Origin of the sequence: Brevibacterium sp. NPDC049920 (assembly GCF_040656435.1) — a bacterium.
Lineage (GTDB): Bacteria > Actinomycetota > Actinomycetes > Actinomycetales > Brevibacteriaceae > Brevibacterium > Brevibacterium pityocampae.
This window is the reverse complement of the sequence record NZ_JBFAMF010000005.1, coordinates 158,671-184,531: the sequence shown is the minus strand read 5'-3', so window position 1 is coordinate 184,531 and position 25,861 is coordinate 158,671. Positions and strand designations below refer to the sequence as shown.

Sequence of the window (25,861 nt, the reverse complement as noted above, 5' to 3'; positions counted from 1 at the left end):
TGCCCTCATGCGGATCCGGCGTCGGTGAGACGCTGTGCGCGATAGCTGAGACAGAGGTACGGGAGGTCGAGGCGGGTGCCGAGTGCCACGGGGTGCTCCTCGGCGAAGTAGTCGCGGAGGTTGGCCTCGACGCGCTTGCGGATGTGCCGCGGCGAGCGCAGCCAGTAGGAGCGGGTGGCGGCGAGGTCGACGATGTCGTCGACGCCCACCGGGGTGCTGAACTCGTCGAGGCGCGCCTCGACACGACCGAACCCCGGTCCGAGCTCAGGGCGCCAGTGCGGGCGGTAGACGTCGCCGGCGTGCATGATGCGGCTCAGCCGCAGCACCCAGTCGACGCGCACATCGAGCTGGTTGAGCACGATCCACAGCACTCCGCCCGGGCGGAGGACGCGGGCGATCTCCGCGGCTGAGCGCTCCGGGTCGAGCCAATGCCAGGCCTGGGCGACGGTGACGAGGTCGACGCTGCCGTCGGCCAGCGGGATCGACTCCCCAGTGCCGAGGATCCCGCGGGCCGGGTTGCGGGCGAGCGCCTGGCCGTCGGGGTCGACGGCGACGACCTCGAGGCCGCGCTCGAGCAGCGGGCGCGTGAGCTTTCCGGTGCCGGCGGCGAGGTCGAGCACCGCTCCCCCGTCCGCCGCGATCGCATCGACGAGCGCGTCCGGGTAGCCGGGACGCACCGCGTCGTAGACGTCCGCGGCCGTGCCGAAGCACCTGCCGTGCGCCTCGCGGCCGGCGGCAGGCATGCGCGGGCCGGCCAATCAGACCTGCTCCGCGAGGAGGAACTCCGCTCCGGTGTCGGCGCACACGTGCTGCAGCTGACCGACGAGGGTGTCGGCCAGCGGGATCCCGTGGGCGGATCGCTCGGCGCGGATCCTGGTCTCGGGGTCGCCGGCGACCTGCACGGGATGCGCCGGGTCGACGGGCTCGAGCCCGCGCAGGGTGTCGCGCAGCTCCTTCGCGTAGTCGGCGGCCACGCCCGGGTTGATGAGCTCGGTGTCGATCGCGAGGAAGAAGTAGCCGACGTCGTGGAACCCGGCCTTGCTGCCGGGCTGGTCGGCGCCCGGGATCGCGGCGGACAGGAGCTGGATCATCGTGGCCAGCGCGTAGCCCTTGTGGCCGCCGGACAGGGTGCCGCGCCCGCCGATCGGCACGAGGCCGTGGCGGTCGTCGTGGCTGCACAGACCGGCGTACGCGGCCCCGGCGTCGGTCTCGACCTCGCCTGCGTCGTCGACGACCCACTCCGCGGGCAGCGGCTCGCCCTTGAGCCCGTAGACCTTGACCTTGTTGAGGGGGACGACGGAGGAGGCCATGTCGATGACGATCGGCTCCTCCCCGGTGACGGGGGCGGCGAAGGCGAGCGGATTCGTGCCCATGAGCGGGTGGCGGGAGCCGGTGGGGGTCTGCAGGGCCTCCCGGGTCGAGCACAGGGCCATGCCCATGAGCCCCTCCTCGGCGGCCATCCGCGCGTAGTAGCCGGCGGCGCCGAAGTGGTTGGCGTTGCCCACCGAGCCGAGCCCGATGCCCATCTCCTTGGCCTTCGCGATCGCCTCGCGCATGCCGAGGTGCGCCGCGGTGTGGCCGAACCCCCGGTGCCCATCGATGAGGCTGAAGGCCCCGGCGCTGCGGGTCACCTCGGGCACGGCGTCCGGGTCGGTGGTGCCGGCGGCGATCTCCCGGTGGTAGATCGGCAGCATCGAGATGCCGTGGGAGTCGACCCCGGAGAGGTCGGTGGCGAACATGACGTCGGTGCACACGGTGCGGGTGGCGTCGTCGACGCCGAAGCCGGCCATGATGGCATCGATCTGGGAACGGGTCGAGTCCGGTGTGTATCGTTTCATGTGCCCATCATGGCACCCGCGCGGCGTCCACGATGTACTCGACGAGCACTCCGCGGTGGTCCGATCCCGGGATGTCGAGGATCCAGCCGCGGTGTGCGGTGAAGCGCTGCGGATCGAACAGCTGGTGGTCGATCGCGGCGCCGAGCCCGCGCGGCCACTCCCGGTCGCCGACGGTCTGCGGCCAGGTGCCCACGGCCCCCATGCCGAGTGCGGTGGCCGCATCGGTGCAATCGGTGTGTCCGGTCAGGGTCCGGTGGTCCGGGGTGGCGTTGAAGTCCCCGACGACGAGGGTGCCGGCCCCGGTCGTGCAGAGCTTCGCTGATTCCGACACCGAGCGCCACCAGTTGAACTGGCGGATACTGCGGTCGATCGGCGCATAGGTGTGGACCGCGTAGATGTCCCCCACATTCGTGCGCGCACCGACCGCGGCGAAGGGCAGCGGTCCTCCATCGATCTCCTCCGGCTCGAGCGCCGGGTTGACGAGGAGGATCGTCGCCGCGGTGTCGACCCCGGAGCGGATCGACACCGCCGCCACCTCATACTCCGCTGACAGTCCGGTGCGCTCGAGGACCGCTTCGACGATGGCCGGTGAGGTCTCCTGGAGGGCGATGACGTCGGCCTGCGCGGCGGCCGCTTCCCGGAGCAGATCCTCGTAGCCGGCGTTGCCGATGAGGACGTTCGCGGTGAGCACGGTGAGCCGGGACCCCGGGGCCGACCCAGGGGCGGCCGCCGGGGCGAACGGCTGGGTCTCCGCCGCGGGCACGCCCGGGTCGGAATATCCTCGGCCGAGCAGGATCCCGCCGCTGGCGAGCACGAGGACGGCGCCGAACCCGAGGAACCCGGTGAGGAACGGCCGCGACCGGCGGGAGAGCAGGCCGCCTGCGGCAACGAGGAGGATCCCGAGCGCGGCGAGCGTGACGAGGCCGCGCAGGGCACTGAGATGCACCGCGCCGCTGAGGGTGTGCAGCCCGAGCGCGTCGGGGAACAGGGCGACGAGGCCGAGCCCGACGGCGAGCAGCGCACCGAGCAGGACCGGGCGGAGGCGGGTCTCGGGGTCAGGGGTCACCGCACTAGGATATGAGCGGAAGGCCTCATCGACCCCGGGAAGGGCGGCTTCGCATGGCACTGGAAGATCTCTCGCAGGCGGACCTCGAGCAGGAGCTCGCGGCCGCGACCGAGGCGTACGGCGACTTCGCCGCCCGCGGGCTCGACCTCGACATCACCCGCGGCAAGCCCGGCACCGACCAGCTCGACCTGTCCGCGGGCCTGCTCACCGCGGTCGCCGGGGACGACATCCGCTCCCGCGACGGCGTCGACGTCCGCAACTACGGCGGGCTCGAGGGCCTCCCGGAGCTCCGCGAGATGTTCGGCGAGCTCTACGGCGTCCCCGCCGATCAGCTGCTCGCGCAGGGCAACTCCTCCCTCACTCTCATGCACCAGGCGCTGAGCTTCGCGCTGCTCGCCGGCACGGTCGACGGCGACGCGCCGTGGGTCGGGCAGCCGCGCCGGATCATCTGCCCCGTGCCCGGGTACGACCGCCACTTCACGCTCGCCGAGGCGCTCGGCTTCGAGCTCGTCACCGTCCCCCTCGACGACGAGGGCCCGGTGCTGTCCGCGGTCGAGGAGCTCGTCGCCACCGATCCCACGATCAAGGGCATGTGGGTCGTCCCGATGTACTCGAACCCGACCGGCATCTCGATGAGCGAGGAGCGCACCCGCGCCCTGCTCGCGATGCCGACCGCGGCCCCGGACTTCAAGCTCCTGTGGGACAACGCCTACGGCATCCACCACCTGCGCGAGCCCCACGCCCCGATGCTCGACGTGCTCGGTCTCGCCGCGGATGCCGGACACCCCGACCGGGTGTGGGTGTTCGCCTCGACCTCGAAGATCACCCATCCGGGTGCCGGGGTCGCCTTCTACGGTGGCTCGGAGGCGAACATCGGCTGGTTCACCGGCCACCTCGGCGCCGCGTCGATCGGCCCGGACAAGATCAACCAGCTGCGCCACGCCCGGTTCTTCGGCGATGCCGCCGGGGTGCGCCGGCACATGTCCGAGCACGCCGCGCTCATCGGCCCGAAGTTCGCCGCGGTCATCGAGAAGCTCGAGGCCGGCCTCGCCGGCACCGGGGCGGCGCGATGGACGGACCCGGACGGCGGCTACTTCATCACGCTCTCCGTGCTCCCCGGAACCGCCGACCGGGTGGTCAAGCTCGCCGGTGAGGCCGGTGTCAAGCTCACCCCGGCGGGTGCGACGCACCCCTACGGCCTCGACCCCGACGACGCGGTGATCCGGATCGCCCCGACGATGCCGAGCCTCGCCGATGTCACCGCCGCCACCGAGGGTCTCGCGGTGTGCGTGCGACTCGCCGCCTGCGAGAAGCTCCTCGCCCAGGACTGAGATCCCGCCGGCACGGGCGCCCACCCGCCGGCAGGAATGCGAAGGCCCCCACCGGGTTCCCGGTGGGGGCCTTCGCGTCTCCGGCCGAGGGCCGGCCGTGACGGCTCAGCGGTAGTCGTCGTAGAAGCCCTGACCGGACTTCACGCCGAGCAGGCCGGCGTCGACCATGCGGCTCAGCAGCAGCGGCGGCTTGTTCGCCGGGTCCCCGGTCTCCTCGTAGATGCTCTGTCCGACGTAGAAGCAGGTGTCCAGGCCCACCCGGTCGGCGAGCCGGATCGGGCCCATCGGGTGGGCGCAGCCGTTGATCATCCCGGTGTCGATGTCCTCCTTCGTCGCGTGCCCGGCCTCGAGCATGCGGATGGCGGAGAACAGGAACGGGATGAGCAGCGCGTTGACGATGAACCCGGGGCGGTCGTCGGAGCGGATGGTGACCTTGCCGAGCACCTCGGTGGTGAAGGCGTCGAGCTCGTCGGCCATCGCCGGGTCGGTCAGCAGCGAGGAGATGATCTCGACGAGCGGCTGCACCGGTGCGGGGTTGAAGAAGTGCATGCCGATGACGCGCTCGGGGCGGGAGGTCGCCTGGGCGAACCGCACGATCGGCATCGACGAGGTGTTCGACGCGAGGATCGCCTGCGGGTCGGTGACGATCGAGTCGAGCTCGGCGAAGATCTTCTTCTTGATCCCCTCGTTCTCGCTCGCCGCCTCGATGACGAGCTGCCGGTCGGCCATCGCCGACAGATCCGTGGTGAAGTGGAGGCGGGCGAGAGCGCCGTCGCGGTCCTCGGCGCTCATCTTGCCCCGCTCGACGCCCTTGGCGAAGGACTTCTCCACCCGGGCGCGACCGGCCTCGACGGCGGCGTCGTCGATGTCGCGGACGACGACGTCGAGGCCCTTGCGGGCGAGGATCTCGGCGATGCCGGATCCCATGAGGCCGCAGCCGATCACTCCTGCGCGTTCGATTGTCATATCAACTCCTGTAGTCATGTGCGGTGCTTGCAGTGCGGACGGGCTCGGGTGCTCCGGGCCCGATCGTGCGGGCTCAGAACCAGTCGGACTCCCGGACCGCCTTGAGGGCGGCGCGCCGGTTCTCCGGGCTCAGCCGGTCGAGGTAGACGAGTCCGTCGAGGTGGTCGACCTCGTGCTGGAGCATCTGGGCCATGAGGCCCTCGCCCCGCACGACGACCGGCTGGTTGTCCTGGTCGACGCCGCGGACCACGGCGGTCTCCCAGCGCGGGGTGGGGTACCAGAGCCCGGGCACGGAGAGGCAGCCCTCCCCGATCTCCCGCTTCTCTCCCCCGGTCTCGACGAGCTCCGGATTGACGACGTAGCCGAGCTCGCCCTCGACGTGGTAGGCGAAGACACGGCGGGTCGACCCGATCTGGGTGGCCGCCACGCCTGCCCGCCCCTCCATGCGGGTCGAGTCGAGCAGGTCGCGAACGAGCTCCCTGAGCTTCCGGTCGAACACCGTGACCGGGTCGGTCACGGTCTTGAGGACCGGATCGCCGAAGCGACGGATGGGCCTCTCAGGCATCGACCACGGCCACGAGGTCGCCGCCCTCGAGCTGCTGGACGGCGCCGATCGCGACACGGGAGACGGTGCCGGCGATCGGGGCGGTGATCGCGGCCTCCATCTTCATCGCCTCGATCGTCGCGACGGTGTCGCCGGCCTTGACGCTGTCCCCGGCCGCGACCTGCATGGTCACGACGCCGGCGAACGGACAGGCCATGTGGCCCGGCACCGAGGTGTCGGCGCGCTCGGCGGTGACGACGTCGACGTCGACGGAGCGGTCGCGCACGGAGACGGGGCGCATCTGGCCGTTGAGCGTGCACATCACGGTGCGCATGCCGCGCTCGTCGGCCGGGCCGACGGCCTGGACGCCGACGAGCAGCGCCTTGCCCTTGTCGATGACGACGGCGTGCTCCTCGCCCTCCTGAAGACCGTAGAGGTAGTCGGTGGTCTCGAGGACGGACAGGTCGCCGTAGGTCTCCCGCATCCGGTTGAATTCCTTGGACGGAGCGGCGAACAGGAGCCGGTTGAGGGTCTCCTGGCGCACCCGGCCGGTCTCCCCGAGCAGGTCGGAGTCGTGGTCGGACAGGCTCTCCGCGGGGGCGGTGTACTTGCGGCCCTCGAGCGCCTTGGAGCGGAACGGCTCCGGCCAGCCGCCGGGCGGATCACCGAGGTCGCCGGACAGGAATCCGATGACGGAGTCCGGGATGTCGAAGTGGCGCGGGTTCTCGGCGAACTCCTGCGGGTCGGCGCCCACGGCGACGAGGTGCAGGGCGAGGTCACCGACGACCTTCGACGAGGGCGTGACCTTGACGAGGTGGCCGAGGATCCGGTCCGCGGCCTCGTACATCTTCTCGATCTCCTCGAATTTCTCGCCGAGGCCGAGCGCGAAGGCCTGCTGGCGGAGGTTCGAGAGCTGGCCGCCGGGGATCTCGTGGCGGTAGACGCGGCCGGTGGGGCCGGGCAGACCGGATTCGAAGGGCTTGTAGACGTTGCGCACGGCCTCCCAGTACGGCTCGAGGTCGGAGACCGCGGCGAGCGAGAGGCCGGTGTCCCGGTCGGTGTGCTCGAGTGCGGCGACGAGCGCGGACAGCGCGGGCTGGCTCGTGGTGCCGGCCATCGAGGCGCTCGCGGCGTCCACCGCATCGGCTCCCGCGGTGGAGGCGGCGAGCAGCGTGGCGAGCTGACCTCCGGCGGTGTCGTGGGTGTGCACGTGGACCGGGAGGTCGAAGTTCTCCCGCAGCGCGGTCACCAGCGTGGTCGCAGCGGCCGGGCGCAGCAGGCCTGCCATGTCCTTGATCGCGAGCACGTGGGCACCGGCCTCGACGATCTTCTCCGCGAGCCGGAGGTAGTAGTCGAGGGTGTAGAGCTCCTCCGCCGGATCGGTGAGGTCCGAGGTGTAGCACAGCGCGACCTCGGCGACGGTGGTCCCGGTGGCGAGCACGGCGTCGATCGCCGGGCGCATCTGCTCGACGTCGTTGAGGGCGTCGAAGATCCGGAAGATGTCGACGCCGGTGCGCGCGGCCTCCTCGACGAAGGCATCGGTCACCGCGGTGGGGTACGGGGTGTAGCCCACGGTGTTGCGGCCGCGCAGGAGCATCTGCAGGTTGATGTTCGGCATCGCCTCGCGCAGTGCGGCCAGGCGCTCCCACGGATCCTCGGCGAGGAAGCGCAGCGCGACGTCGTAGGTCGCACCGCCCCAGCACTCGACGCTCAGCAGCTCCGGAGTCATCCGGGCGGTGTACGGGGCGACCGCGAGCAGGTCCTTCGAGCGCACGCGGGTGGCGAGCAGCGACTGGTGGGCATCGCGGTAGGTGGTGTCCGTCACGGCGAGGGCGGACTGCTTCCGCAGGTCCGCGGCGAAGGCCGCCGGGCCGAGGTCGAGCAGCCGCTGGCGCTGACCGGCTGGGGCCTCGCCGGAGATGTCGAAGGCGGGCAGCTTGTCCTTGGGCAGCAGCGCCACCGGGGAATCGCCGTGCGGGCGGTTGACCGTGACGTCGGCGAGGAACTCGAGGAGCTTGGAGCCGCGGTCGGCACCGACCTTCGCGGCGAGCAGGTGCGGACGCTCCTCGATGAAGGTCGTGGCGACGTCGCCGCGGATGAACGCCGGGTCGTCGAGCACGGCGCGGAGGAACCCGATGTTCGTCGCCACACCGCGGATCCGGAACTCGGCCAGGGCGCGGCGGGCCCGGTTGACGGCCTGTTCGAAGGTGCGGCCGCGGGTCGTGCACTTGACGAGCATCGAGTCGAAGTGCGCGGAGACCTCGGCGCCGGCGTACACCGTGCCGCCGTCCAGGCGGACTCCCGCGCCGCCGGCGGACCGGTAGGCGGTGATGGTACCGGTGTCCGGACGGAACGAGTTCGCCGGGTCCTCGGTGGTGATGCGGCACTGGAGGGCGGCGCCCTTGACGGTGATGCTGTCCTGGCTGAGCCCGAGGTCGGCGAGCGACTCCCCGGCCGCGATCCGCATCTGGGACTGCACGAGGTCGACGTCGGTGACCTCCTCGGTCACCGTGTGCTCGACCTGGATCCGGGGGTTCATCTCGATGAAGGCGTGCTGGCCGGCCCGGGGCCCTTCGGTCTCGAGGAGGAACTCCACGGTCCCGGCGTTCTGGTAGCCGAGCGCGGTGGCGAACTTGAGCGCGTCGGTGCGCAGGGCCTCGGCGACCGCCGGATCGAGGTGGGGCGCCGGAGCGATCTCGACGACCTTCTGGTGGCGCCGTTGGATCGAGCAGTCGCGCTCGAACAGGTGGATCGCGTTGGAGTCGTTGTCGGCGAGGATCTGCACCTCGATGTGGCGCGGGCGCTGCACGGCCTGCTCGATGAAGACCGTGGGGTCGCCGAAGGCGCCCTCGGCCTCGCGCATCGCGGCCTTGAGGGCATCGACGAGCTCGGACTTGCTGCCGACCCGGCGCATGCCGCGCCCGCCGCCGCCTGCGACGGCCTTGACGAACAGCGGGTAGTCCATCGACTCCGCGTCCGCGAGGAGCTCGTCGAGATCCGCCGAGGGCCGCGTGGAGGCCAGCGTGGGGATCCCGGCGGAGCGGGCGGCCTCGAGCGCGTGCACCTTGTTGCCGGCCATCTCGAGGACGTCGGCCTTCGGGCCGATGAAGACGATGCCGTTGTCGGCGCAGGCCCGGGCGAGGTCGGGGTTCTCGGAGAGGAAGCCGTAGCCGGGGTACACGGCGTCGGCGCCGCACTCCTTGGCCACGCGGATGACTTCCTCGACATCGAGGTACGCGCGGACCGGGTGCCCCTTCTCCCCGATCGTGTAGGCCTCATCGGCCTTGAGCCGGTGCTCCGAGTTGCGATCTTCGTACGGGAACACGGCGACGGTGGTGGCGCCCAGTTCATAGGCGGCGCGGAAAGCGCGAACCGCGATCTCTCCGCGGTTGGCTACGAGAACCTTTGAGAACATCAGTGTTGCTCGTTTCAGCTCGGCGTCGATGGTGGTCGGCGCGGGGTCCTTTGACAGGCACAACTCTACAGACGCCCGCGGACACGTCACCGGCGGGGCGTGGAAACCCTGGATGCTGCCCCCGCCGGTACGGAGCATCGCCCGCCGCCCGACCCCGTGTCCGTCCCCGCCGATACCCTGGGCGCATGCGTATCCTCCACACCTCCGATTGGCACCTCGGGCGGTCGTTCTTCGGCGTCGACCAGCACGACGTCCACGCCCGGTTCCTCGACTTCCTCGTGGACACGGTCGAAGCCGAGCGCATCGACGTCGTCCTCGTCTCCGGCGACGTCTACGACCGGGCGATCCCGCCGCAGGAATCGCTCGAGCTCTTCGACACCGCGGTGGGCCGTCTGCTCGCCGCCGGTACCCGGGTCGTGGTCTCCAGCGGCAACCACGACTCCTTCATGCGGCTCGGGATGGGTCGAAGGCTCGTCGACACGGCAGGTCTCCACCTGCGGACCCGGCTGTCGGACATCACCTGGCCGGTCCCCCTCTCCCCCGCCGGCGGAGATCCGGAGGCCGTGGTGTACGCGATCCCCTACCTCGAGCCCGCGCTCGTCCATTCCCGGTTCGGCGTCGAGCGGACCCACACCGCCGTGCTCGGTGCTGCGATGGAGAGGATCCGGGAGCACGCGGGAGCCCACCATCCCGGGGTGCCGCTGCTCGTCATGGCCCACGCCTTCGTGTCCGGTGCCGTCGGCAGCGAATCGGAGCGCGACATCGGGATCGGCGGCGTGGGCGTGGTGCCCGCCGCGGTGTTCGCCGGCGCGGACTACGCTGCCCTCGGCCACCTCCACCGCCCGCAGTCGATCACCCCGACCGTGCGCTACTCCGGCTCCCCCGTGCCGCTGTCCTTCACCGAGGCGCTCACCCCCAAGCAGCTCGTCCTCCTCGACATCCGCGACGCCGGGATCGAGCTCAGCGCGGTGCCGGTCCCGGCGTTCTCCCGGATCGAGACCGTGCGCGGCACCTTCGCCGACGTCCTCGCCCGCGCGGCGGAGCACGAGGATGCGCTCGTCGCCGTCGAGCTCACCGACACCGAGCGCGTCGACGGGGCGCTCGGGCGGCTGCGCGCCGTGCTGCCCGGGCTCATCAGGCTCAGCTACGTCAACGCCGCCCAGCCCACCGCACTGGAAGTGCCGGACGCCGCGACGGCGGCCGCCCGCACCGACACCGAGGTGTTCTCCGCCTTCGTCGACGACGTCGCCGGACGCCCCGCGCGGCCCGGGGAGCGCACCCGGTTCGAGACCGCACTCGCCTCCTCGCGGAGGGAGGACGCATGAGACTGCACACGCTGACGCTCTCGGCCTTCGGACCGTTCGCGGAGACCGCGGAGGTCGACTTCGACGCCCTCGCCGGGGACGGCCTCTTCCTCATCCACGGGCCCACCGGCTCGGGGAAGACGACCGTTCTCGATGCCATCGTCTTCGCCCTCTACGGGACCGTGCCGGGGGCCCGCAACGAAGCCGGACAGCTGCGCTCCCAGTTCGCCGCTCCGACCACCCCGACGACGGTCGTCCTCGACTTCAGTGCGCGCGGCCGGCGCTATCGGATCGAACGCAGCCCGGCCTACGAACGGCCCAAGCAGCGCGGCTCCGGCACGGTCACGCAGCGACCGGCGGTGTCCCTGCTCCAGTGGGACGGCACCGCGTGGGCCGGACTCGGCCGCACGATGAACGAGGTCCAGGCCCACGTCAATCGGGCACTGCGCCTCAACGCCGAGCAGTTCACCAAGATCGTCCTCCTCCCCCAGGGCGAGTTCGCCGCCTTCCTCCGCGCCGCACCGCAGGAGCGCGAACCCATCCTGCGGCGGCTCTTCGACACCGAGCACTTCACCGCCGTCGAACGGGTCCTCGCCGACTCCGCCCGGGCGGCGCGCACCCGGATGACCGAGGTGTCCGCCGGGCGCACAGCACTCGTCGACCGGGCGCTCGCCGTCCACGGCGAGGACCTCCCCCGCCCTGCGGTCGAGCACCCGGGCGTCGCCGATGTCGACGCCGTGCTCGGGCCGAGCACGGCGATCTGCGCCGAGCGCCGGGACCTCGCCGTGGCCGGCCGGGATCTCAGTCAGGCGGCCTGGGACCGGGCGGCGGAGGCGGCCGGTGCCGCCGCGGAGCGCCTCACCGCCCGCCGGGAGCTCACCCGGCTGCGGAAGCTCGAACAGGACTACGAGGGCGGGGCGGGCGACCGCGACCGGATCCGTGAGCAGCAGGCGCTCGCCCGGGCTGCCGGCGCGGTGCTGCCGCTGCACCGTGAGCTCCGCGCCGCCGAGCGCACGCGGGACACCCGCACAGAATCGGCGCGCGCCGAGCGCCGGCGCCTCGAGGCCGCGCTCGCGACCCTGCCGGAGGTCGACCCCGACACCTCTTGGGAGGAGCTCGCAGAGCTCGGGCGCGGGGTCGCGGAAGCGGCCCGGACGCTCGGCAGAGCACTCGAGCGCGGCGAATCCCTACGCGCTGCAGCTCGGGACTGCGAGGAGGCGATCACCACGCAGTCGGCACGGCTCCGGGAGCACGCCGAGCTCCAGCAGGCGGAGGCCCGTCGGCGCACCGAGACCGCGACCGCACTCGCCGCCGAACCCACCGTGCGCGCCGCACTCGAGAAGGAGCGCGCGAACCTCCGTCGGGCCGCGGAGCAGCTCGAGTCCGCCGAGCTCCGCGACCGCCTGGCCGACCGGCTGGCCGATGCGCGCACCGAGGTCGGATCCCGGCGCACCGATCGGGACCGCGCTCGCACGGATTACGAGGACATCCGTCGCCGCCGCATCACCGGGATCGCCGCGGAGCTCTCCGCCGCACTGGAAGCCGGGGCCGAATGCCCCGTCTGCGGATCGACCGAACACCCGCACCCGGCCGCAGCGGACTCGCATTCCGTCACCCGAGAGGACGAGGAGCGCGCCCATTCCACCTGGGAGTCGCGGCAGGCCGCACTGACCGCGGCTCAGGACCGGAGCACCCGGCTCGAGGAGCAGCACGCCGCTGCGCGGGCCACCGCCGGTGACGGCTCGGTCGACGACGCCTCCCGCGCCAGGGCCGCAGCCGCGCAGCAGGTCGAGGCGCTCGAAGCGCAGACCGCCGATCTCGACCGGCTCCGCACGGAGGCCGATCGCCTCGCGACCCGCGCTGATGCGCTCGACGGCGAAGCACAGCGCCTGTCGACGGAGCTCACCCGCCTGCGCGCGCGGTCCGAATCCCTCGCCGAGCAGATCGCTGAGCTCGACGAGTCCGAAGCCGCCTCCCCCCGCGAGGTCCTCCGACGCACCGGGCACGCGGTGCCGGACTCATCGGCGGCCGCGGAGGAAGCCGCAGCGACCGGCACCGCACTCACCGCGGCCGCTCAGGCGGCCGGGCGAGCCAGTGCCGCCGCCGCGGACGCCGCGAGCGAGGTGGCCACGCGGCAGACGGAGTACGACACGGCGCTGCGGGCCTCGCCCTTCACCTCCGAATCGGAGCTCCTCAGCGCCCGCAACCTCGACCCGGATGTGCTCTCCTCCCAGGCGGCGCAGCACCAGGCTCTCCTCACCCGCATCACCGTGATGCGGGAGTCGGCGTGGTTCCCGGCTGCCTCGCGCGACACCGCACCGGAGGAGGAGCTGCTCTCCGCCTGCGCCCGCGCGGAGGACGCGGAGGTGCGGTTCCGGGAGCGGGCCCGCCGGGCCGTCGAATCCCTCGCAGTCGCCGAGGATCGCTGCCGCGATATCACCGGGCTCCGCACGACGTTCCTCGACGAGGCCGCGGTCGAGGAGGACGAGCTCGGCGAACTCCGGGCAGACGTGGCACTGGCCGGCCTCGTGCAGGCGACGAGCCCGGACAACCTGCGGCGGATCTCGCTGTCGTCCTACGCGCTCGTCGCTCTGTTCGCCGACGTCGCCGCGAACGCCTCGGAGCGGCTGCGGGTGATGAGCCGGGGTCGCTACTCCCTCGTCCACGACGACGTCATCCACCGGCGGGAGAAGCGTGCGGGACTCGGCCTGCAGGTCGTCGACGGCTTCACCCAGGAGCGGCGCGACCCGCGGACGCTGTCGGGCGGGGAGAGCTTCATGGCCGCCCTCGCGCTCGCCCTCGGGCTCGCCGACACCGTGAAGTCGACCGCCGGGGGGATCGAGCTCGATTCGCTGTTCATCGACGAGGGCTTCGGCACCCTCGACCCGGACACCCTCGCCGAGGTCATCGGGATCCTCGAGGAGCTGCGCGAGGGCGGTCGCACCGTCGGGGTGATCTCCCACGTCCAGGGGATGCAGCAGGCGATCCCGAACCAGATCGTGCTCGAGGCGTCCCCCACGGGTTCGCGCATCCGGGTCGAGATCCCCGGCTGAGCGAACCCGGTGCGCGCTCCTGCGTGCGTCGTCATGATCCGGGGTGGGATATCGGCTAACGTTGGACTGTGCTCGTCCTCAGTGTCTCCAGTCTCAAGGGCGGGGTCGGAAAGACCTCCGTCACCCTCGGCCTGGCCTCGGCCGCCTACAGCCGGGGCATCCCGACGTTGGTCGTCGACGTCGATCCGCAGGCCGACGCCTCCACGGGCCTCGACGTCCCGGTGACCACCGAGGTCGACATCGCCGACGTCCTCGCCGCACCGAAGTCGCGGATCCTCGACCGCGCGGTCGTGCCGAGCGGCTGGGTGGGCGACCGCCCCGGCCACATCGATGTCATCCCCGGCTCCCCGCGTGCCGCCGAGTTCGACCGGCCCTCGCTCACGGACCGGTACCTGCGCCGTCTCAAGGACGCGATCGCCAAGGTGTCGAGCGGCTACCGGCTCGTCCTCATCGACTGCCCGCCCTCCCTCAACGGACTCACCCGCGCCGCCTGGACGGCGAGCGACCGCGTCCTCATCGTCACCGAGCCGGGCCTGTTCTCCGTCGCCGCAGCCGACCGCGCGCTGCGCGCCACCGAGGAGCTCCGCCGCCGCAACGCGCAGAGCCTGCAGCCGCTCGGCATCGTCGTCAACCGGGTTCGACCGAACTCACGTGAGCACGCCTACCGCTTCACCGAGCTCAAGGAGATGTTCGGCCCGCTCGTCATCACTCCCCCGCTCCCGGAGCGCACCGTGCTCCAGCAGGCCCAGGGCTCGGCGCGGCCCATCCACTCGTGGCCGGGCCGTCCGGCAGCGGAGCTCGCCTCCGCCTTCGACCGGATCCTCGACCGCGCGCTCCGCAGCGAGAAGATGCGCCGGCCCGGCGCCCCGCAGGGCGGGGCCGGGGACGCTGCCACTGGCGACTCCGCGCAGAACGGGCCGTCGCAGGAGAGCCCCGCGAAGGACGATGCCGCGCCGGGATCCGTCGACGCCGCAGGCGTCGCGGAGCAGACGGACGATGCGGCGGCCTCGAAGCCCTCAGCATCCACGACTCCCCCGGAACCCGGGACCGAGAAGGATGGCTCCTCGGCGGCCGACGGGAAGAAGGTCTCCACAGCGACCGAGAGGGACGACGACTCCCCCGCGACCGAACAGGACGCTGCCGGCGAACCCGGGACCGCATCCGCACCGGGGTCCGCATCCGCCACCGCCGGCGAGTCCCCGGCCGGAGTCGACGCGGCGTCTCCCCCGCGCTCCGTAGCCGGTGCTCCGCAGAGCTCGGCCCGGGGTAGCGGGAGCCGGGCGGCCGGCGAGCCGAAGAAGCCCGCCGATCCCCCATCGAGCGCCGCGCGTCCGACCTCCGGCGGCACCGGTGAGCGCCAGGCCGGCGAGCACGAGGAGAGCTTCGAGTCCCGCCGCGCCCGCCGCGCGCGGGAGAAGAAGCGGTTCTGACGCTGCACCGCCGGGCATGATGAAGGGCCGTGATGATGATCATCACGGCCCTTCATCGTCAGCGGGTCCTGCTGCTGGGGCTCTCCTGCCTCAGCTGGACTTGCGTGCGGCGCGCCGGGCGGCGAGCTCGTCGACGATCTCGACCTCGTCCTCAGGACGTTCGCTCGGGAGTTCGCACAGGGTGCCCTCGACCTCGCGCCAGACCCGGCCCACGGCGATGCCGAACACGCCCTGGCCGCCCTGCACGAGGTCGATGACCTGGTCGGCGGAGGTGCATTCGAAGACGCTCGAGCCGTCGCTCATGAGCGTGATCTGCGAGAGGTCGTCGACGCCCCGCTCACGCAGGTGGCCGACGGCCACCCGGATCTGGTTGAGGGACACACCGGTGTCGAGGAGGCGCTTGACGATCTTGAGCACGAGGATGTCGCGGAAGCTGTAGAGGCGCTGCGAGCCGGAGCCGGTCGCGGTGCGGATGCTCGGGACCACCAGATCCGTCCGTGCCCAGTAGTCGAGCTGACGGTAGGTGATGTCGACGACGCGGCAGACGGTGGGACCGCGGTAGCCGGCCTCCTCGTCGAGCACAGGCAGATCGTCGTCGAACAGCAGACCCTGCGCGGCCGGCGGCACTGCTGTGGAACGGGCCTGTTCCTGACTTGAGCGGTTCACACCGACTCCTCCTTCATGTCCCTGGGGGAAGCAGGGCCTGCGAGCACCGGATCGGTTGTCTCCAGTGATTCTACCGCACCGGGCGCTCGCGGACCCAGGGAAAGTTACACCCTTGAACTTATGCGCTGGTGCGGGCGCGGACAACGAAGCACGGGATAACGATTCGGCGTGTCGCCGTTACCGGAGTAATCGAACGCCGAGCGACCGGAATCTCTCCGCGGTGACGGCCGGTGCGCCCGCACCGGGGAGCGACCAGCATCGGCGGGTCGCCGTCACCGCGGAGCAGCCGTCGCAGGCGCCCCACCGGCGGCCTCGCCGCCGACGGATCCGCTCCCGGCGGCGTTCCCGGCGGCGTTCCCGGAGGTCTCCTCGGTCCGGTTCGTCGGCTTGGTCGAGGTCAGCAGCTTCGTCTTCACCGATGAGGCATAGGTGTCGACGTACTCCTGCCCGGACAGGCGCAGGATCTCGTACATGATCTCGTCGGTCACCGAGCGCAGCAGGAACCGGTCACCCTGCATGCCGGCGTACTCGCTGAAGTCGAGCGGCTTGCCGAACACGATCCCCACCCGACGCAGGCGCGGGATGGTCCGTCCCTCGGGCTGCACCTTGTCGGTGCCGATGAGCGCGACGGGCACCACGGGTACGCCGGCCTCCATGACGAGGCGCGCGATCCCGGTCCGCCCGCGGTACAGCCGCCCGTCGGGGCTGCGGGTGCCCTCGGGGTAGATCCCCAGGAGGTCCCCGCGGCGGAGCACCCTGAGCCCGGCGTCGAGCGAGGCCTCCGAGGCCGAGCCCCCGGACCGGTCGATCGGCAACTGGTTGGTGAGCTTGAAGAACCACCGGGTCACCGTGCCCTTGATCCCGCGGCCGACGAAGTAGTCGTTCTTCGCGAGGTAGACGACCGGCCGGGGAACCGCCAGCGGCACGAAGATCGAGTCGATGAAGGACAGGTGGTTGCCCGCGATGATCGCACCGCCGGTCTCCGGGATGTTCTCCAGCCCGCGCACCCACGGCCGGAACAGGGCACGCGCGACCGGCCCGACGACGATGGTCTTGAGCAGCCAGTAGAACACGGTGTCCCTTTCCACACGGGCGGTCGAACGGTCCGAGACTACTACACGGAGGCGTCCTCGGATCCGCTGCGATCGGCACCGCGCCCACCGCACCCACCGCACACTCGCCGCCTCTGGGCTGTGCGTCACCGACGCCCTTCCAGTGAGGAAGCACGGGCTCTCTGCGGCTGCGGCGCGGTGTGGCATTCTGGAACGCATGACGGCACCTCCCGGAAGCACGATCGCAGCCGAGCGCCCGGCCTCCGCGCTGACCTTTGACGCCCCGTCCGAGGTCGGCGTGCTGCTGCTCCACGGCATCACCGGCTCCCCCGCCGCCTGGCGGCCGATCGCCGAGCAGCTCATCGCCGACGGCACCGCGGTGCGTGTTCCGCTGCTGCCGGGACACGGCACCGTCTGGCAGGATCTCAACGCTGCCACCTGGGCCGACTGGCGCACTGCGGCGGCGCGCGAGCTCGCCGACCTCCGCGGGCGCCACTCCGCAGTCGTCGTGGCGGGCCTCTCGATGGGCGGGGCACTCGCCCTCGAACTCGCCGCAGCCGCTCCGGCAGGCGACCGGGAGGGCGCGCTCGGTGAGATCTTCGGCCTCGTCCTCGTCAATCCTGCCCTGCGGGTCGATTCCCCGCTGCGGACCGCGCTCCCCCTCCTTCAGCACCTCGTGCCGAGCGTCGCGGCGATCGGCAACGACATCGAGCTGCCCGACCAGGACGAGGTCGCCTACCCGCGCACCCCGCTGCGCGCCATCGCTTCGATGCAGCGCGGCCAGCGCTCACTGCTGCAGCGCCTGTGGCGGATCACCGTGCCCACGGTCATCTGCCAGTCGGGCACCGACAACGTCGTGGGACCGTGGTCGGCGCGACAGCTGCGCGCCCGGCTCGCCGGGCCGGTGCGCACGGTCTCCCTGCGCCGCAGTCGCCACGTCGCCACACTCGACTACGACGCGTCCCTCGTCCTCACCGAGATCCGCCGCATGCGCGACGCCGCCGCGGACTCCCCGAGGTCTCGGCCATGACCGGCTCCGGCGGCCTCCCGGGATCCTCCGGTGACCCGGATCGCGAACGCCTGCCCGACGCCGAGCGCATCCCGGATGCGGACTGGGAGTCCATGGTGTCCGGGATCGAGGCGCAGTCGGGCTTCGTCCCGGAGATGTCCATCGACGAGATCCGCGAGCGGCTCGAGGAGGACGAAGACTGGGTCCCACCGGCCCCGGAGCGGATCGGCTGGCGCAGTGCGCCCCCGCTCTTCGTGCTCTCCGTCGTCGGGCTCGTCGGCGGGGTCGGCGCTCTCCTCGTCATGGCGATCTTCTTCCGGCCCGTGCCGGGCATCGCGGTGCTCGTGCTCCTCGGCATCAGCATGGCCTCGGGCCTCATGCTCTTCCTCAACCTGCCGGCCGAGCACCGCAGCGATCCCGGCGGCGGGGCGCAGGTCTGATCAGCCGACCCGGCGGATCGCCGGAGCGAAGGGCACGTAGTCGGCCTCCCGGTCGTCCTCCCCCGGCGCCACGACCTGCGGCACGAGGCCGCAGTCGCCGAGCACCGCGAGCGCCTCGACCTCGAGACGATCGAGGTGATCCGGACTCTCGAGGATCCAGTCGGGGCGCACGGCGGGCAGTCGGTCCATCGGATCCGGACCGGAGTGGACGGCGGCGACCAGGCAGTCGGGGTCCGGGCACACGACCGCGCCCGTGCGCTCGTCCGTGCCGTGGCCGGGATCGGTGCATTCGATGATCATGAGGTCCTCCTCGATCGGTGCGCCGCGGCTGCGACGCACGGTGTCAGGTGCACGTTCCAGACCCTAGACGGAGGTGCGGACACGGCCCCGCCGGCGGCCGCCCTGCCCGCATCCCCGACCCCCGTGTCCGTCCCGCGTGGCAGGATGTCAGCCATGTCCATCCACCGCGCCCCGAGGGCTTTCGACCGGGACGAGCGGCCGCGCTCCGGGCAGCTCGACCTCAGCGATCTCGGCACCCCGCTGGAAGAGGTGACCTTCGTCGTCGTCGACCTCGAGACGACCGGCTCGACCGACATCACCGAGATCGGCGCGGTCAAGCTCCGCAGCGGCGAGGTGCTCGGCGAGTTCTCCACCCTGGTCCGGCCGCGCACGAGCACGATCTCCCCGTTCGTCGAACGACTGACCGGGATCACCAACGGCATGGTCGCCGGCGCCCCGGAACTCGATTCGGTGCTCCCCGCGTTCCTCGAGTTCGCGCGGGGATCCGTCCTCGTCGCCCACAACGCAGGCTTCGACATCGGCTACCTCAAGGCCGCCTGCAGCTCGCTCGACTACGCCTGGCCGGACCCGCCCGTGCTCGACACCGTCAAGCTCGCCCGCCAGGTCGTGCCCCGCGGAGAGGTCGTCAACCACAAGCTCGGCACACTCGCCGCGCATTTCGGCACCGCGGTGGCCCCGGACCACCGGGCACTGGCGGATGCGCGGGCGACCGGGGAGATCCTCCACCGGCTGTTCGACCGCTTCGGCACCTTCGGCATCACCACCCTCGAAGACCTCCAGCGCCTCAAGCCGGCCGGATGGCAGAAGCGCCGCACCAAGGCCCACCTCGCCACGGGGGTCCCGGAAGGACCCGGTGTGTACATGTTCCTCGACGGCTCCCGGCGGGTGCTCTACATCGGGGTGAGCCGGAACATGCGGGCCCGCGTGCGCAACTACTTCACGGCCGGGGAGACCCGCGGTCGCATGGCGGAGATGATCACCGCCGCCCAGGAGGTCAGCACGGTCCCCTGCGACACGCACCTCGAGGCGGAGGTCAGGGAGGTCAGGCTCATCGGCGAGCTCGCCCCGCCCTACAACCGACGGTCCAAACATCCGGAGCGCCGCACCTGGCTCCGGCTCACTGACGAGGAGTTCCCGCGCCTCTCGGTCGTGCGGACAGCACCGGCCTCGGCGGACGACGCCGCGCGCCGGCTCGGGCCGTTCCGGACCCACCGCCGCGCCCAGGAGGCCAAGCGCGCCCTGGACCGCCTCTTCCCGCTCAAGCAGTGCACGCAGAAGCCGCACCACGCCGCCTTCGCCCCGTGCGCCTCCGGGGAGCTCGGTCGCTGCGGCGGACCGTGCGCCGGGAACTGGGACGCCGAGGCCTACCGGGCCGGCATCACCGGCGTCCACGATCTCCTCGTCGGCGACCCGGCGGAGTTCGTCCGGTGCTGCCGGGAGCGCATGGCCGCCCTCACCGCGGGCGAGCGCTTCGAGACCGCCGCCGAGGTGCGCGACGCGATGACCGGGCTGCTCTCCTCGCTCGCCGCCCAGGAGCGGCAGGCCGGGCTCGCTGCGATCGAGGAGTGCGTCGCCGCCGTCCCGACGCCGGGGGGCGGCTGGGACCTCGCCCTCGTCCGCTGGGGCCGGCTCGCCGGGAGCGCCCGCGTGCCGGGGGGCGTCAATCCCTATCCGGCGATCGAGTCGCTGCGGCTCACCGCCGAGCACGTCGAGCAGCCGTCCGTGGATGCGCCGGCGGCGCTCGCCCAGGAGACCGCGCTGATCCATCGGCGGCTGGCCGACGGGAGCACGCGGCTGGTGCGCACCACCGGCGGCTGGAGCGAGCCGCTCACCGGCTTCGGGCGCGTCCTCGGGTCATTCGGTCCGCTCGGCGGCACCCCAGCGGTGTGACGCCTCGATCAGCTCATCGAGCTTGCGGCGGGCGGCCCCGGAATCGAGCGCCTCGGCGGCGATCCCGGACTTCGCGGCGAGCCGATCGGTCAGAGCACCCTCGGCCTCCCGATCGGCTGCGACGAGCGCGGCCGCCGCATTGAGGATGACGACATCGCGCACCGGGGACCGCTCGCCCTCGAGCACCCGGGTCATCACCCCGGCGTTGAACTCCGGGTCACCGCCGCGCAGATCGTCCTTGGAGACCCGCGGGAGGTCGAGGGCGGTCGCGTCGAAGGTCGAATGGACGACCGAGCCGTCACGGACCTCCCAGACGTCGTTGACCGCGGTGGTGCTGAGCTCGTCGAGGCCGTCGCCGGACCGGAACACGAGCGCCGTGTCGCCGCGTCGGGCGAGCACCCCGGCGACGAGCGGTGCCATCGCGGGATCGGCGACACCGATCGCGGTGGCACGGGTGCGGGCCGGATTGGTGAGGGGGCCCAGGATGTTGAAGGCCGAGGGCACCTTGATGGCCTTCCGCACCGGGGCGATGAATCGCATCGCCGGGTGGTAGACGTTCGCGAAGCAGAACGCCATCCCCACCTCGCGGGCGAGCCCGACGGTCTGCGCGGGCGTGAGGTCGAGGGTGAGTCCGAGCGCCTCGAGGACGTCGGCGGACCCCGAGGCCGAGGACGTGGCCCGGTTGCCGTGCTTGACGAGACGCTGCCCGGAGGCGGCGATGATGAACGAGGCGGTCGAGGAGATGTTCACCGTCTTCGCCCGGTCGCCGCCGGTGCCGACGATGTCGACGGCGTCGGAGAGCCCGTCGAGCGTCACCGCATGAGCCATCATCGCTTCGACGAGACCGCTGATCTCCTCGACCGTCTCCCCTTTCCCGTGGTGGGCCACCAGGAAAGCGGCCATGGTGACGTCGGGGACGTTGCCGGACATGATCTCGTCCATCGCCCACGCCGCGGTCCCGGCGTCGAGATCCTGCCGCGACATGAGGGCGACGAGCAGGTCGGGCCAGTTGCGCACATCCGAGACGACGGCAGACGCGTTCGCGGGTCGGGACTGTGCGCTCATTCGGGGGACCTCTCTCTGGGCTGCGGTGTTCGATGGGACTCCGGGTCTCACCCCGGGAAGGGGACGGCTCCATCATGCTACGCCGCCCGTGCCGGCGCGTCCGCGGTCCGATCGGCGGAACCGACACGCGAGGGAGCGTGTTCCCGCACGTCACACGGATCCGCGAGTTCTCGGGCTTTCCGCTACACGCCGTAGAAAATGTCCCCGGCGAACCTGAGCAAAAGGTGAATTTATCCTTGGGACTGGGTAATAATGGGGGCGTGTCCACTGCCAATGCATCTCAAACAGCGCCGGTTCATCCAGTCGTCAACAGGCCGAACACGACAACCGTAGGGTTCATCGTGTGGCTGTCGAGCGAGCTGATGTTCTTCGCCGCGCTCTTCGCCATGTACTTCACGATCCGTTCGGTCGTCCCGGAAATGTGGGCCGAGGAAACGCAGAAGCTCGCGTTCTGGTTCGCGCTCGGCAACACCTCGATCCTGGTGCTGTCGTCGGTGACCTGCCAGCTCGGCGTGTTCAAGGCCGAGCACTTCCAGCCGCGCCGCACCGGCGGTCTGCTCAACGTCGGCCGCTGGGGCCTCGTCGAGTGGTACTACGCCTCCTTCTTCCTCGGCTCGATCTTCATCGGCGGCCAGGTCTACGAGTACGCCACCCTCGTCTCCGAGGGCGTTGCGATCAACTCGAACGCCTACGGCTCGGTCTTCTACCTCACCACCGGGTTCCACGGCCTCCACGTGCTCGGCGGCCTGATCGCGTTCCTGCTGGTCATCGGCCGCACCTACGCCGCCAAGCGGTTCGGTCACCGGGAAGCCGTGTTCGCGATCTGCGTGTCGTACTACTGGCACTTCGTCGACGTCGTGTGGGTCGGCCTCTTCGCCGTGATCTACATCCTCCAGTGATCGCGGTCTGAGACCCGCCCTGCCAGACTCCAGCAAGAAAAGGACAAATCTGTGAAGCTTCTAGCCGCACGACGCCGGCACCCGATGGCCCTCGTGGTCCTGCTGCTCGTCGGTCTGTTGATGACCGGCGGCGCCTACGCAGTGTTCACCACGAACAGCACCGCGTCCGCCGAGGAGTACACGGCTCAGGACGTGGAGGAGGGCGAGAAGCTCTTCGTCACCAACTGCGCGACCTGCCACGGGATGAACGCCGAGGGCACCGAGAACGGGCCCGGCCTCGTCGGAGTCGGCGCGGCAGCCGTGGACTTCCAGGTCGGTACCGGCCGCATGCCGCTGCAGATGAGCGGCCCGCAGGCACAGGTCAAGACTCCGCAGTTCAGCGAGGAGCAGATCTCGCAGATGTCGGCGTACGTCGCCTCGCTCGGCCCCGGACCGGCAGTTCCGGAGGACGAGTACCTCGACGCCTCGCAGGGCGACCCCGCCGCAGGCGGCGGACTCTTCCGCACCAACTGCGCGATGTGCCACAACGTCGTCGGCTCGGGCGGCGCCCTGACCCGCGGCAAGTATGCCCCGAACCTCTCCGAGGTCTCCGAGAAGCACCTCTACGAGGCCATGCAGACCGGTCCGCAGAACATGCCGATCTTCAACGATGCCAACCTCACCCCCGAGCAGAAGCGCGACGTCATCGCCTACGTCCGCGAGGTCTCGGAGCAGCCGTCCGCCGGTGGAGCCAAGCTCGGCTCGCTCGGCCCGGTCGCCGAGGGCCTGTTCATCTGGTTCTTCGGTCTCGCTGCAGTCATCGGCATCACCGTATGGCTCTCGGCGCGGTCCAAGTGACCACCACGTTCTCATCCGTATCGAGTAAAAGACGAGGAAGCGAATGACCTCGAAACAGCACACTGCCGAGCACGGCAGCCAGCTCGAGCAGGTGAACGGGTTCACCAATCCTGGTATTCCCGAGCACAAGCCCCGAGTCACCGACAGCAGCCCCGCTGCTGAGCGCATGGCCGAACGGCAGATCGCGGGATGGTTCATCCTCTCGATGATCGGAACCCTGTGGTTCATCGTGTCGTACTTCCTCTTCCCGATCGAGGACGGCTCGATGGGGTCGATCCGACTGCAGAACGCGATGCTCGGGCTCGGCGCGACGCTCGCGCTGTTCTCCATCGGAGTCGGCATCGTCCTGTGGGCCAAGACCCTCATCACCGACGTCGAGGTCGTCGAGTCCCGTCACGACATCGCCGGGTCCGAGGAGGACCAGGCGATCGCGCTCGAGATCATCAACCAGGCCAAGGAGGAGTCGGGCATCGCCCGTCGCCCGCTGCTGCGCAACACCCTCATCGCAGCCGTCGCGATCGCTCCCCTGCCGGCGCTGCTCGTGTTCCGCGATCTCGGTCCGCTCCCGGGCGACTCGCTCTTCAAGACCCTCTGGGGTCCCGGCGTGCGCCTCGTCCAGGACCCGGGCATGGTGCCCCACGAGGACCGCTACATCCGTGCCGAGGACGTCACCATCGGCTCCGCGTTCCACGTGATCCCGGAGAAGATGTACGAGTCCGAGCACCCGCTCAACGAGAAGGCCAAGGCCGCCGTGCTCCTCATGCGGATCGATCCGCAGGAGCTCAACACGGATCCGGCGAAGGAGGACTGGGGTGTCGACGGCATCGTCGCCTACTCCAAGATCTGCACCCACGTCGGCTGCCCGGTCGCCCTCTACGAGCACCAGACCCACCACCTCCTGTGCCCGTGCCACCAGTCGACCTTCGACGTGACCAACCACTGCGCGGTCATCTTCGGCCCGGCCAAGCGTCCGCTTCCGCAGCTTCCCATCGCCGTCGATGACGAGGGCTACCTGGTCGCCCAGCGCGACTTCGTGGATCCCGTCGGCCCGACGTTCTGGGAGATCAACACCAGGGAGACCTCCGAGCAATGAGCACAGCACCCGCGACGACCGCTGTCGGAAAAGCGGCACAGTTCACCGAGAGCCGCGTAGGCGCCTCGAAGATGGTGAAGGAGTTCGGTCGCAAGATCTTCCCTTCCCACTGGTCCTTCATGCTCGGTGAGGTGGCCCTCTACACCTTCATCATCCTCATCCTCACGGGCACCTTCCTCACGTTCTGGTTCAAGCCGGCGATGGGCGAGCTCCACTACGAGGGTCCGTACATCCCGCTCAAGGGCGTCGAGATGTCCGAGGCCTACGCCTCGACGCTGGCGATCTCCTTCGAGATCCGCGGCGGCCTGTTCATCCGCCAGATGCACCACTGGGCGGCTCTGCTGTTCATGGCCGCGGTGAGCATCCACGCGCTGCGCATCTTCTTCACCGGTGCGTTCCGCCGCCCGCGCGAGATCAACTGGCTCATCGGCATCGCTCTCATCGCGCTCGGCATGGGTGCCGGCTTCACCGGCTACTCGCTGCCCGACGACCTGCTCTCCGGCAACGGCCTGCGGATCATCGACGGCCTGCTCAAGGGCATCCCGCTCGTCGGCACCTATGTGTCGTTCTTCCTGTTCGGCGGCGAGTTCCCCGGCATCGACATCGTGTCGCGCCTCTACTCGCTCCACATCATGATCGTCCCGGCGCTGCTCATCGCTGCCATCGGCGTCCACCTGATGTTCGTCGTCATCCACAAGCACACGCAGTGGCCGGGCGCCGGGCACACCGAGAAGAACGTCGTCGGCGAGCCGGTGCTCCCGACCTTCGCGGCCAAGGGCGGCGGGTTCTTCTTCATGATCTTCGGCCTGCTGGCGCTGATCTCCGGCTTCTTCACCATCAACCCGGTGTGGAACTACGGGCCGTACGATCCCTCCCCCGTCTCCGCCGGCACGCAGCCGGACTGGTACATCGGCTGGATGGACGGCTTCCTCCGCATCATCCCGGGCTGGACCGAGTTCTACATCTTCGGATGGCCGATCAGCTTCAACATCTTCTCCGCGCTGCTCATCGCCGCGCTGCTGTTCGGTGCGATGGCCGCCTGGCCGTTCGTCGAGGCGTGGGTCACCAAGGACCACCGCGAGCACCACATCCTCGACCGCCCGCGCAACAACCCCACGCGCACCGCCTTCGGCATGGCGGCGGTCGTCTGGTACGCCGTGATGTGGGCAGCTGCCTCCGGTGACCTCATGGCGGTGTTCTTCCACATGTCGCTCAACGACATGATCTACATCTTCCGCTTCCTGTTCTTCGCCGGCCCGATCATCGCGTACATCGTGACGAAGCGGATCTGCCTCGGACTGCAGCGGAAGGACCGCGAGATCATCCTGCACGGCTACGAGAGCGGCGAGATCATCCGCCTGCCCCACGGCGAGTACCAGGAGCGCCACAAGGTGCACACCGATCACGAGGTGTGGGCGCTGAGCTCCTTCGAGTCCCCCGAGTACGTCCCCGCCGAGCCGGACCCCGATGGGAAGATCTCGAAGTGGGAGCGTCGCCGAGCAGCGATCTCGAAGTTCTTCTACGAGGATCGCGTCGCCCCGGTGACCAAGGACGAGCTCGATGCCGCTCACCACGATCATGGTGACCACGGCGTCGACGCCGGATCGCACTCCGGTGGAGAGCTCCCGCGCGGACACTGAGCGGAGATCCGCTCGCACGAGGC

Annotated in this window: 21 protein-coding genes; 11 read left to right on the top strand and 10 right to left on the bottom strand. The window is 70.8% G+C overall.

Annotated elements, in window-relative coordinates:
• Positions 1-5 precede the first annotated feature (5 nt).
• From AB0I45_RS06765 to AB0I45_RS06755, 3 genes are read right to left on the bottom strand one after another with little or no spacing between them, the layout of a single operon-like run.
• Complete coding sequence (locus tag AB0I45_RS06765) at positions 6-743, bottom strand: class I SAM-dependent methyltransferase (protein WP_137319665.1); 738 nt, start codon at positions 741-743, stop codon at positions 6-8.
• 15 nt (positions 744-758) lie between these two features.
• Complete coding sequence (locus tag AB0I45_RS06760; RefSeq protein WP_137319664.1) at positions 759-1,838, bottom strand: Ldh family oxidoreductase; 1,080 nt, start codon at positions 1,836-1,838, stop codon at positions 759-761.
• 7 nt (positions 1,839-1,845) lie between these two features.
• Positions 1,846-2,904 (bottom strand): endonuclease/exonuclease/phosphatase family protein, encoded by a 1,059-nt coding sequence (locus AB0I45_RS06755; RefSeq protein ID WP_175406958.1) that lies wholly within the window; start codon positions 2,902-2,904, stop codon positions 1,846-1,848.
• 53 nt (positions 2,905-2,957) lie between these two features.
• Between AB0I45_RS06755 and AB0I45_RS06750 the strand changes: the two genes are divergently transcribed.
• Positions 2,958-4,235 (top strand): aminotransferase class I/II-fold pyridoxal phosphate-dependent enzyme, encoded by a 1,278-nt coding sequence (locus AB0I45_RS06750; protein ID WP_137319662.1) that lies wholly within the window; start codon positions 2,958-2,960, stop codon positions 4,233-4,235.
• A 105-nt stretch (positions 4,236-4,340) separates the two neighbouring features.
• Here the strand turns inward: AB0I45_RS06750 and AB0I45_RS06745 are convergent, their stop codons facing one another.
• The 3 genes from AB0I45_RS06745 to AB0I45_RS06735 all read right to left on the bottom strand — a co-directional run bounded on the left by AB0I45_RS06745 (position 4,341) and on the right by AB0I45_RS06735 (position 9,160).
• Positions 4,341-5,201 carry a 3-hydroxybutyryl-CoA dehydrogenase gene (locus AB0I45_RS06745; protein ID WP_137319661.1) on the bottom strand — a complete coding sequence of 287 codons (861 nt, stop codon included), beginning with the start codon at positions 5,199-5,201 and terminating at the stop codon, positions 4,341-4,343.
• A gap of 73 nt (positions 5,202-5,274) precedes the next feature.
• Positions 5,275-5,766 (bottom strand): peptide deformylase, encoded by a 492-nt coding sequence (def, locus tag AB0I45_RS06740; RefSeq protein ID WP_137319660.1) that lies wholly within the window; start codon positions 5,764-5,766, stop codon positions 5,275-5,277.
• Positions 5,759-9,160, bottom strand: coding sequence for a pyruvate carboxylase (locus AB0I45_RS06735; RefSeq protein WP_345030984.1), 3,402 nt, complete (start codon positions 9,158-9,160; stop codon positions 5,759-5,761). Before AB0I45_RS06735 ends, def begins: the two co-directional genes overlap by 8 nt.
• Before the next feature lie 185 nt (positions 9,161-9,345).
• Between AB0I45_RS06735 and AB0I45_RS06730 the strand changes: the two genes are divergently transcribed.
• The 3 genes from AB0I45_RS06730 (at position 9,346) to AB0I45_RS06720 (ending at position 14,947) form a co-directional block, all read left to right on the top strand.
• Positions 9,346-10,485, top strand: a complete 1,140-nt coding sequence (locus AB0I45_RS06730) for an exonuclease SbcCD subunit D C-terminal domain-containing protein (protein ID WP_345030982.1) — start codon at positions 9,346-9,348, stop codon at positions 10,483-10,485.
• Positions 10,482-13,517: an SMC family ATPase gene (locus tag AB0I45_RS06725; protein ID WP_295689835.1), complete on the top strand. Its 3,036-nt coding sequence runs from the start codon at positions 10,482-10,484 to the stop codon at positions 13,515-13,517. Before AB0I45_RS06730 ends, AB0I45_RS06725 begins: the two co-directional genes overlap by 4 nt.
• 68 nt (positions 13,518-13,585) lie before the next feature.
• Positions 13,586-14,947 carry an AAA family ATPase gene (locus tag AB0I45_RS06720; protein WP_345030980.1) on the top strand — a complete coding sequence of 454 codons (1,362 nt, stop codon included), beginning with the start codon at positions 13,586-13,588 and terminating at the stop codon, positions 14,945-14,947.
• 90 nt (positions 14,948-15,037) lie between these two features.
• On the opposite strand, the gene AB0I45_RS06715 is transcribed toward AB0I45_RS06720, so the two are convergent.
• A complete protein-coding gene (locus AB0I45_RS06715) occupies positions 15,038-15,613 on the bottom strand; it encodes a MerR family transcriptional regulator (protein WP_137319656.1) in 576 nt (191 codons plus the stop codon).
• Positions 15,614-15,885: 272 nt separating this feature from the next.
• Entirely contained in the window at positions 15,886-16,686 is an 801-nt protein-coding gene (locus tag AB0I45_RS06710; protein WP_137320475.1) for a lysophospholipid acyltransferase family protein, read from the bottom strand.
• 196 nt (positions 16,687-16,882) lie between these two features.
• On the opposite strand from AB0I45_RS06710, the gene AB0I45_RS06705 reads away from it, so the two are divergent.
• The gene (locus AB0I45_RS06705) at positions 16,883-17,695 is read left to right on the top strand and encodes an alpha/beta fold hydrolase (RefSeq protein WP_137319655.1); all 813 of its coding nucleotides are present in this window, start codon (positions 16,883-16,885) and stop codon (positions 17,693-17,695) included.
• Positions 17,692-18,114: a hypothetical protein gene (locus tag AB0I45_RS06700; protein WP_247424527.1), complete on the top strand. Its 423-nt coding sequence runs from the start codon at positions 17,692-17,694 to the stop codon at positions 18,112-18,114. Before AB0I45_RS06705 ends, AB0I45_RS06700 begins: the two co-directional genes overlap by 4 nt.
• Here the strand turns inward: AB0I45_RS06700 and AB0I45_RS06695 are convergent, their stop codons facing one another.
• On the bottom strand, positions 18,115-18,414 hold the full coding sequence (locus AB0I45_RS06695) for a hypothetical protein (protein WP_137319653.1): 300 nt from the start codon (positions 18,412-18,414) through the stop codon (positions 18,115-18,117). It lies immediately after the preceding gene.
• A 153-nt stretch (positions 18,415-18,567) separates the two neighbouring features.
• On the opposite strand from AB0I45_RS06695, the gene AB0I45_RS06690 reads away from it, so the two are divergent.
• Positions 18,568-20,304, top strand: a complete 1,737-nt coding sequence (locus AB0I45_RS06690; RefSeq protein ID WP_345030973.1) for a DEDD exonuclease domain-containing protein — start codon at positions 18,568-18,570, stop codon at positions 20,302-20,304.
• Here AB0I45_RS06690 and trpD read toward each other — a convergent pair.
• Entirely contained in the window at positions 20,269-21,369 is a 1,101-nt protein-coding gene (trpD, locus tag AB0I45_RS06685; RefSeq protein WP_345030970.1) for an anthranilate phosphoribosyltransferase, read from the bottom strand. The genes AB0I45_RS06690 and trpD overlap by 36 nt on opposite strands.
• Positions 21,370-21,731: 362 nt before the next feature.
• Here trpD and AB0I45_RS06680 point away from each other — a divergent pair, with 362 nt between their 5' ends.
• From AB0I45_RS06680 to AB0I45_RS06665, 4 genes are read left to right on the top strand one after another with little or no spacing between them, the layout of a single operon-like run.
• Positions 21,732-22,268, top strand: coding sequence for a heme-copper oxidase subunit III (locus AB0I45_RS06680; protein ID WP_247424982.1), 537 nt, complete (start codon positions 21,732-21,734; stop codon positions 22,266-22,268).
• 51 nt (positions 22,269-22,319) lie between these two features.
• Positions 22,320-23,105, top strand: coding sequence for a cytochrome c (locus tag AB0I45_RS06675; RefSeq protein WP_137319649.1), 786 nt, complete (start codon positions 22,320-22,322; stop codon positions 23,103-23,105).
• Between the two features lie 43 nt (positions 23,106-23,148).
• Positions 23,149-24,198, top strand: a complete 1,050-nt coding sequence (locus AB0I45_RS06670; protein ID WP_137319648.1) for a Rieske 2Fe-2S domain-containing protein — start codon at positions 23,149-23,151, stop codon at positions 24,196-24,198.
• Entirely contained in the window at positions 24,195-25,838 is a 1,644-nt protein-coding gene (locus AB0I45_RS06665; RefSeq protein WP_137319647.1) for a ubiquinol-cytochrome c reductase cytochrome b subunit, read from the top strand. Before AB0I45_RS06670 ends, AB0I45_RS06665 begins: the two co-directional genes overlap by 4 nt.
• Positions 25,839-25,861: the final 23 nt, after the last annotated feature.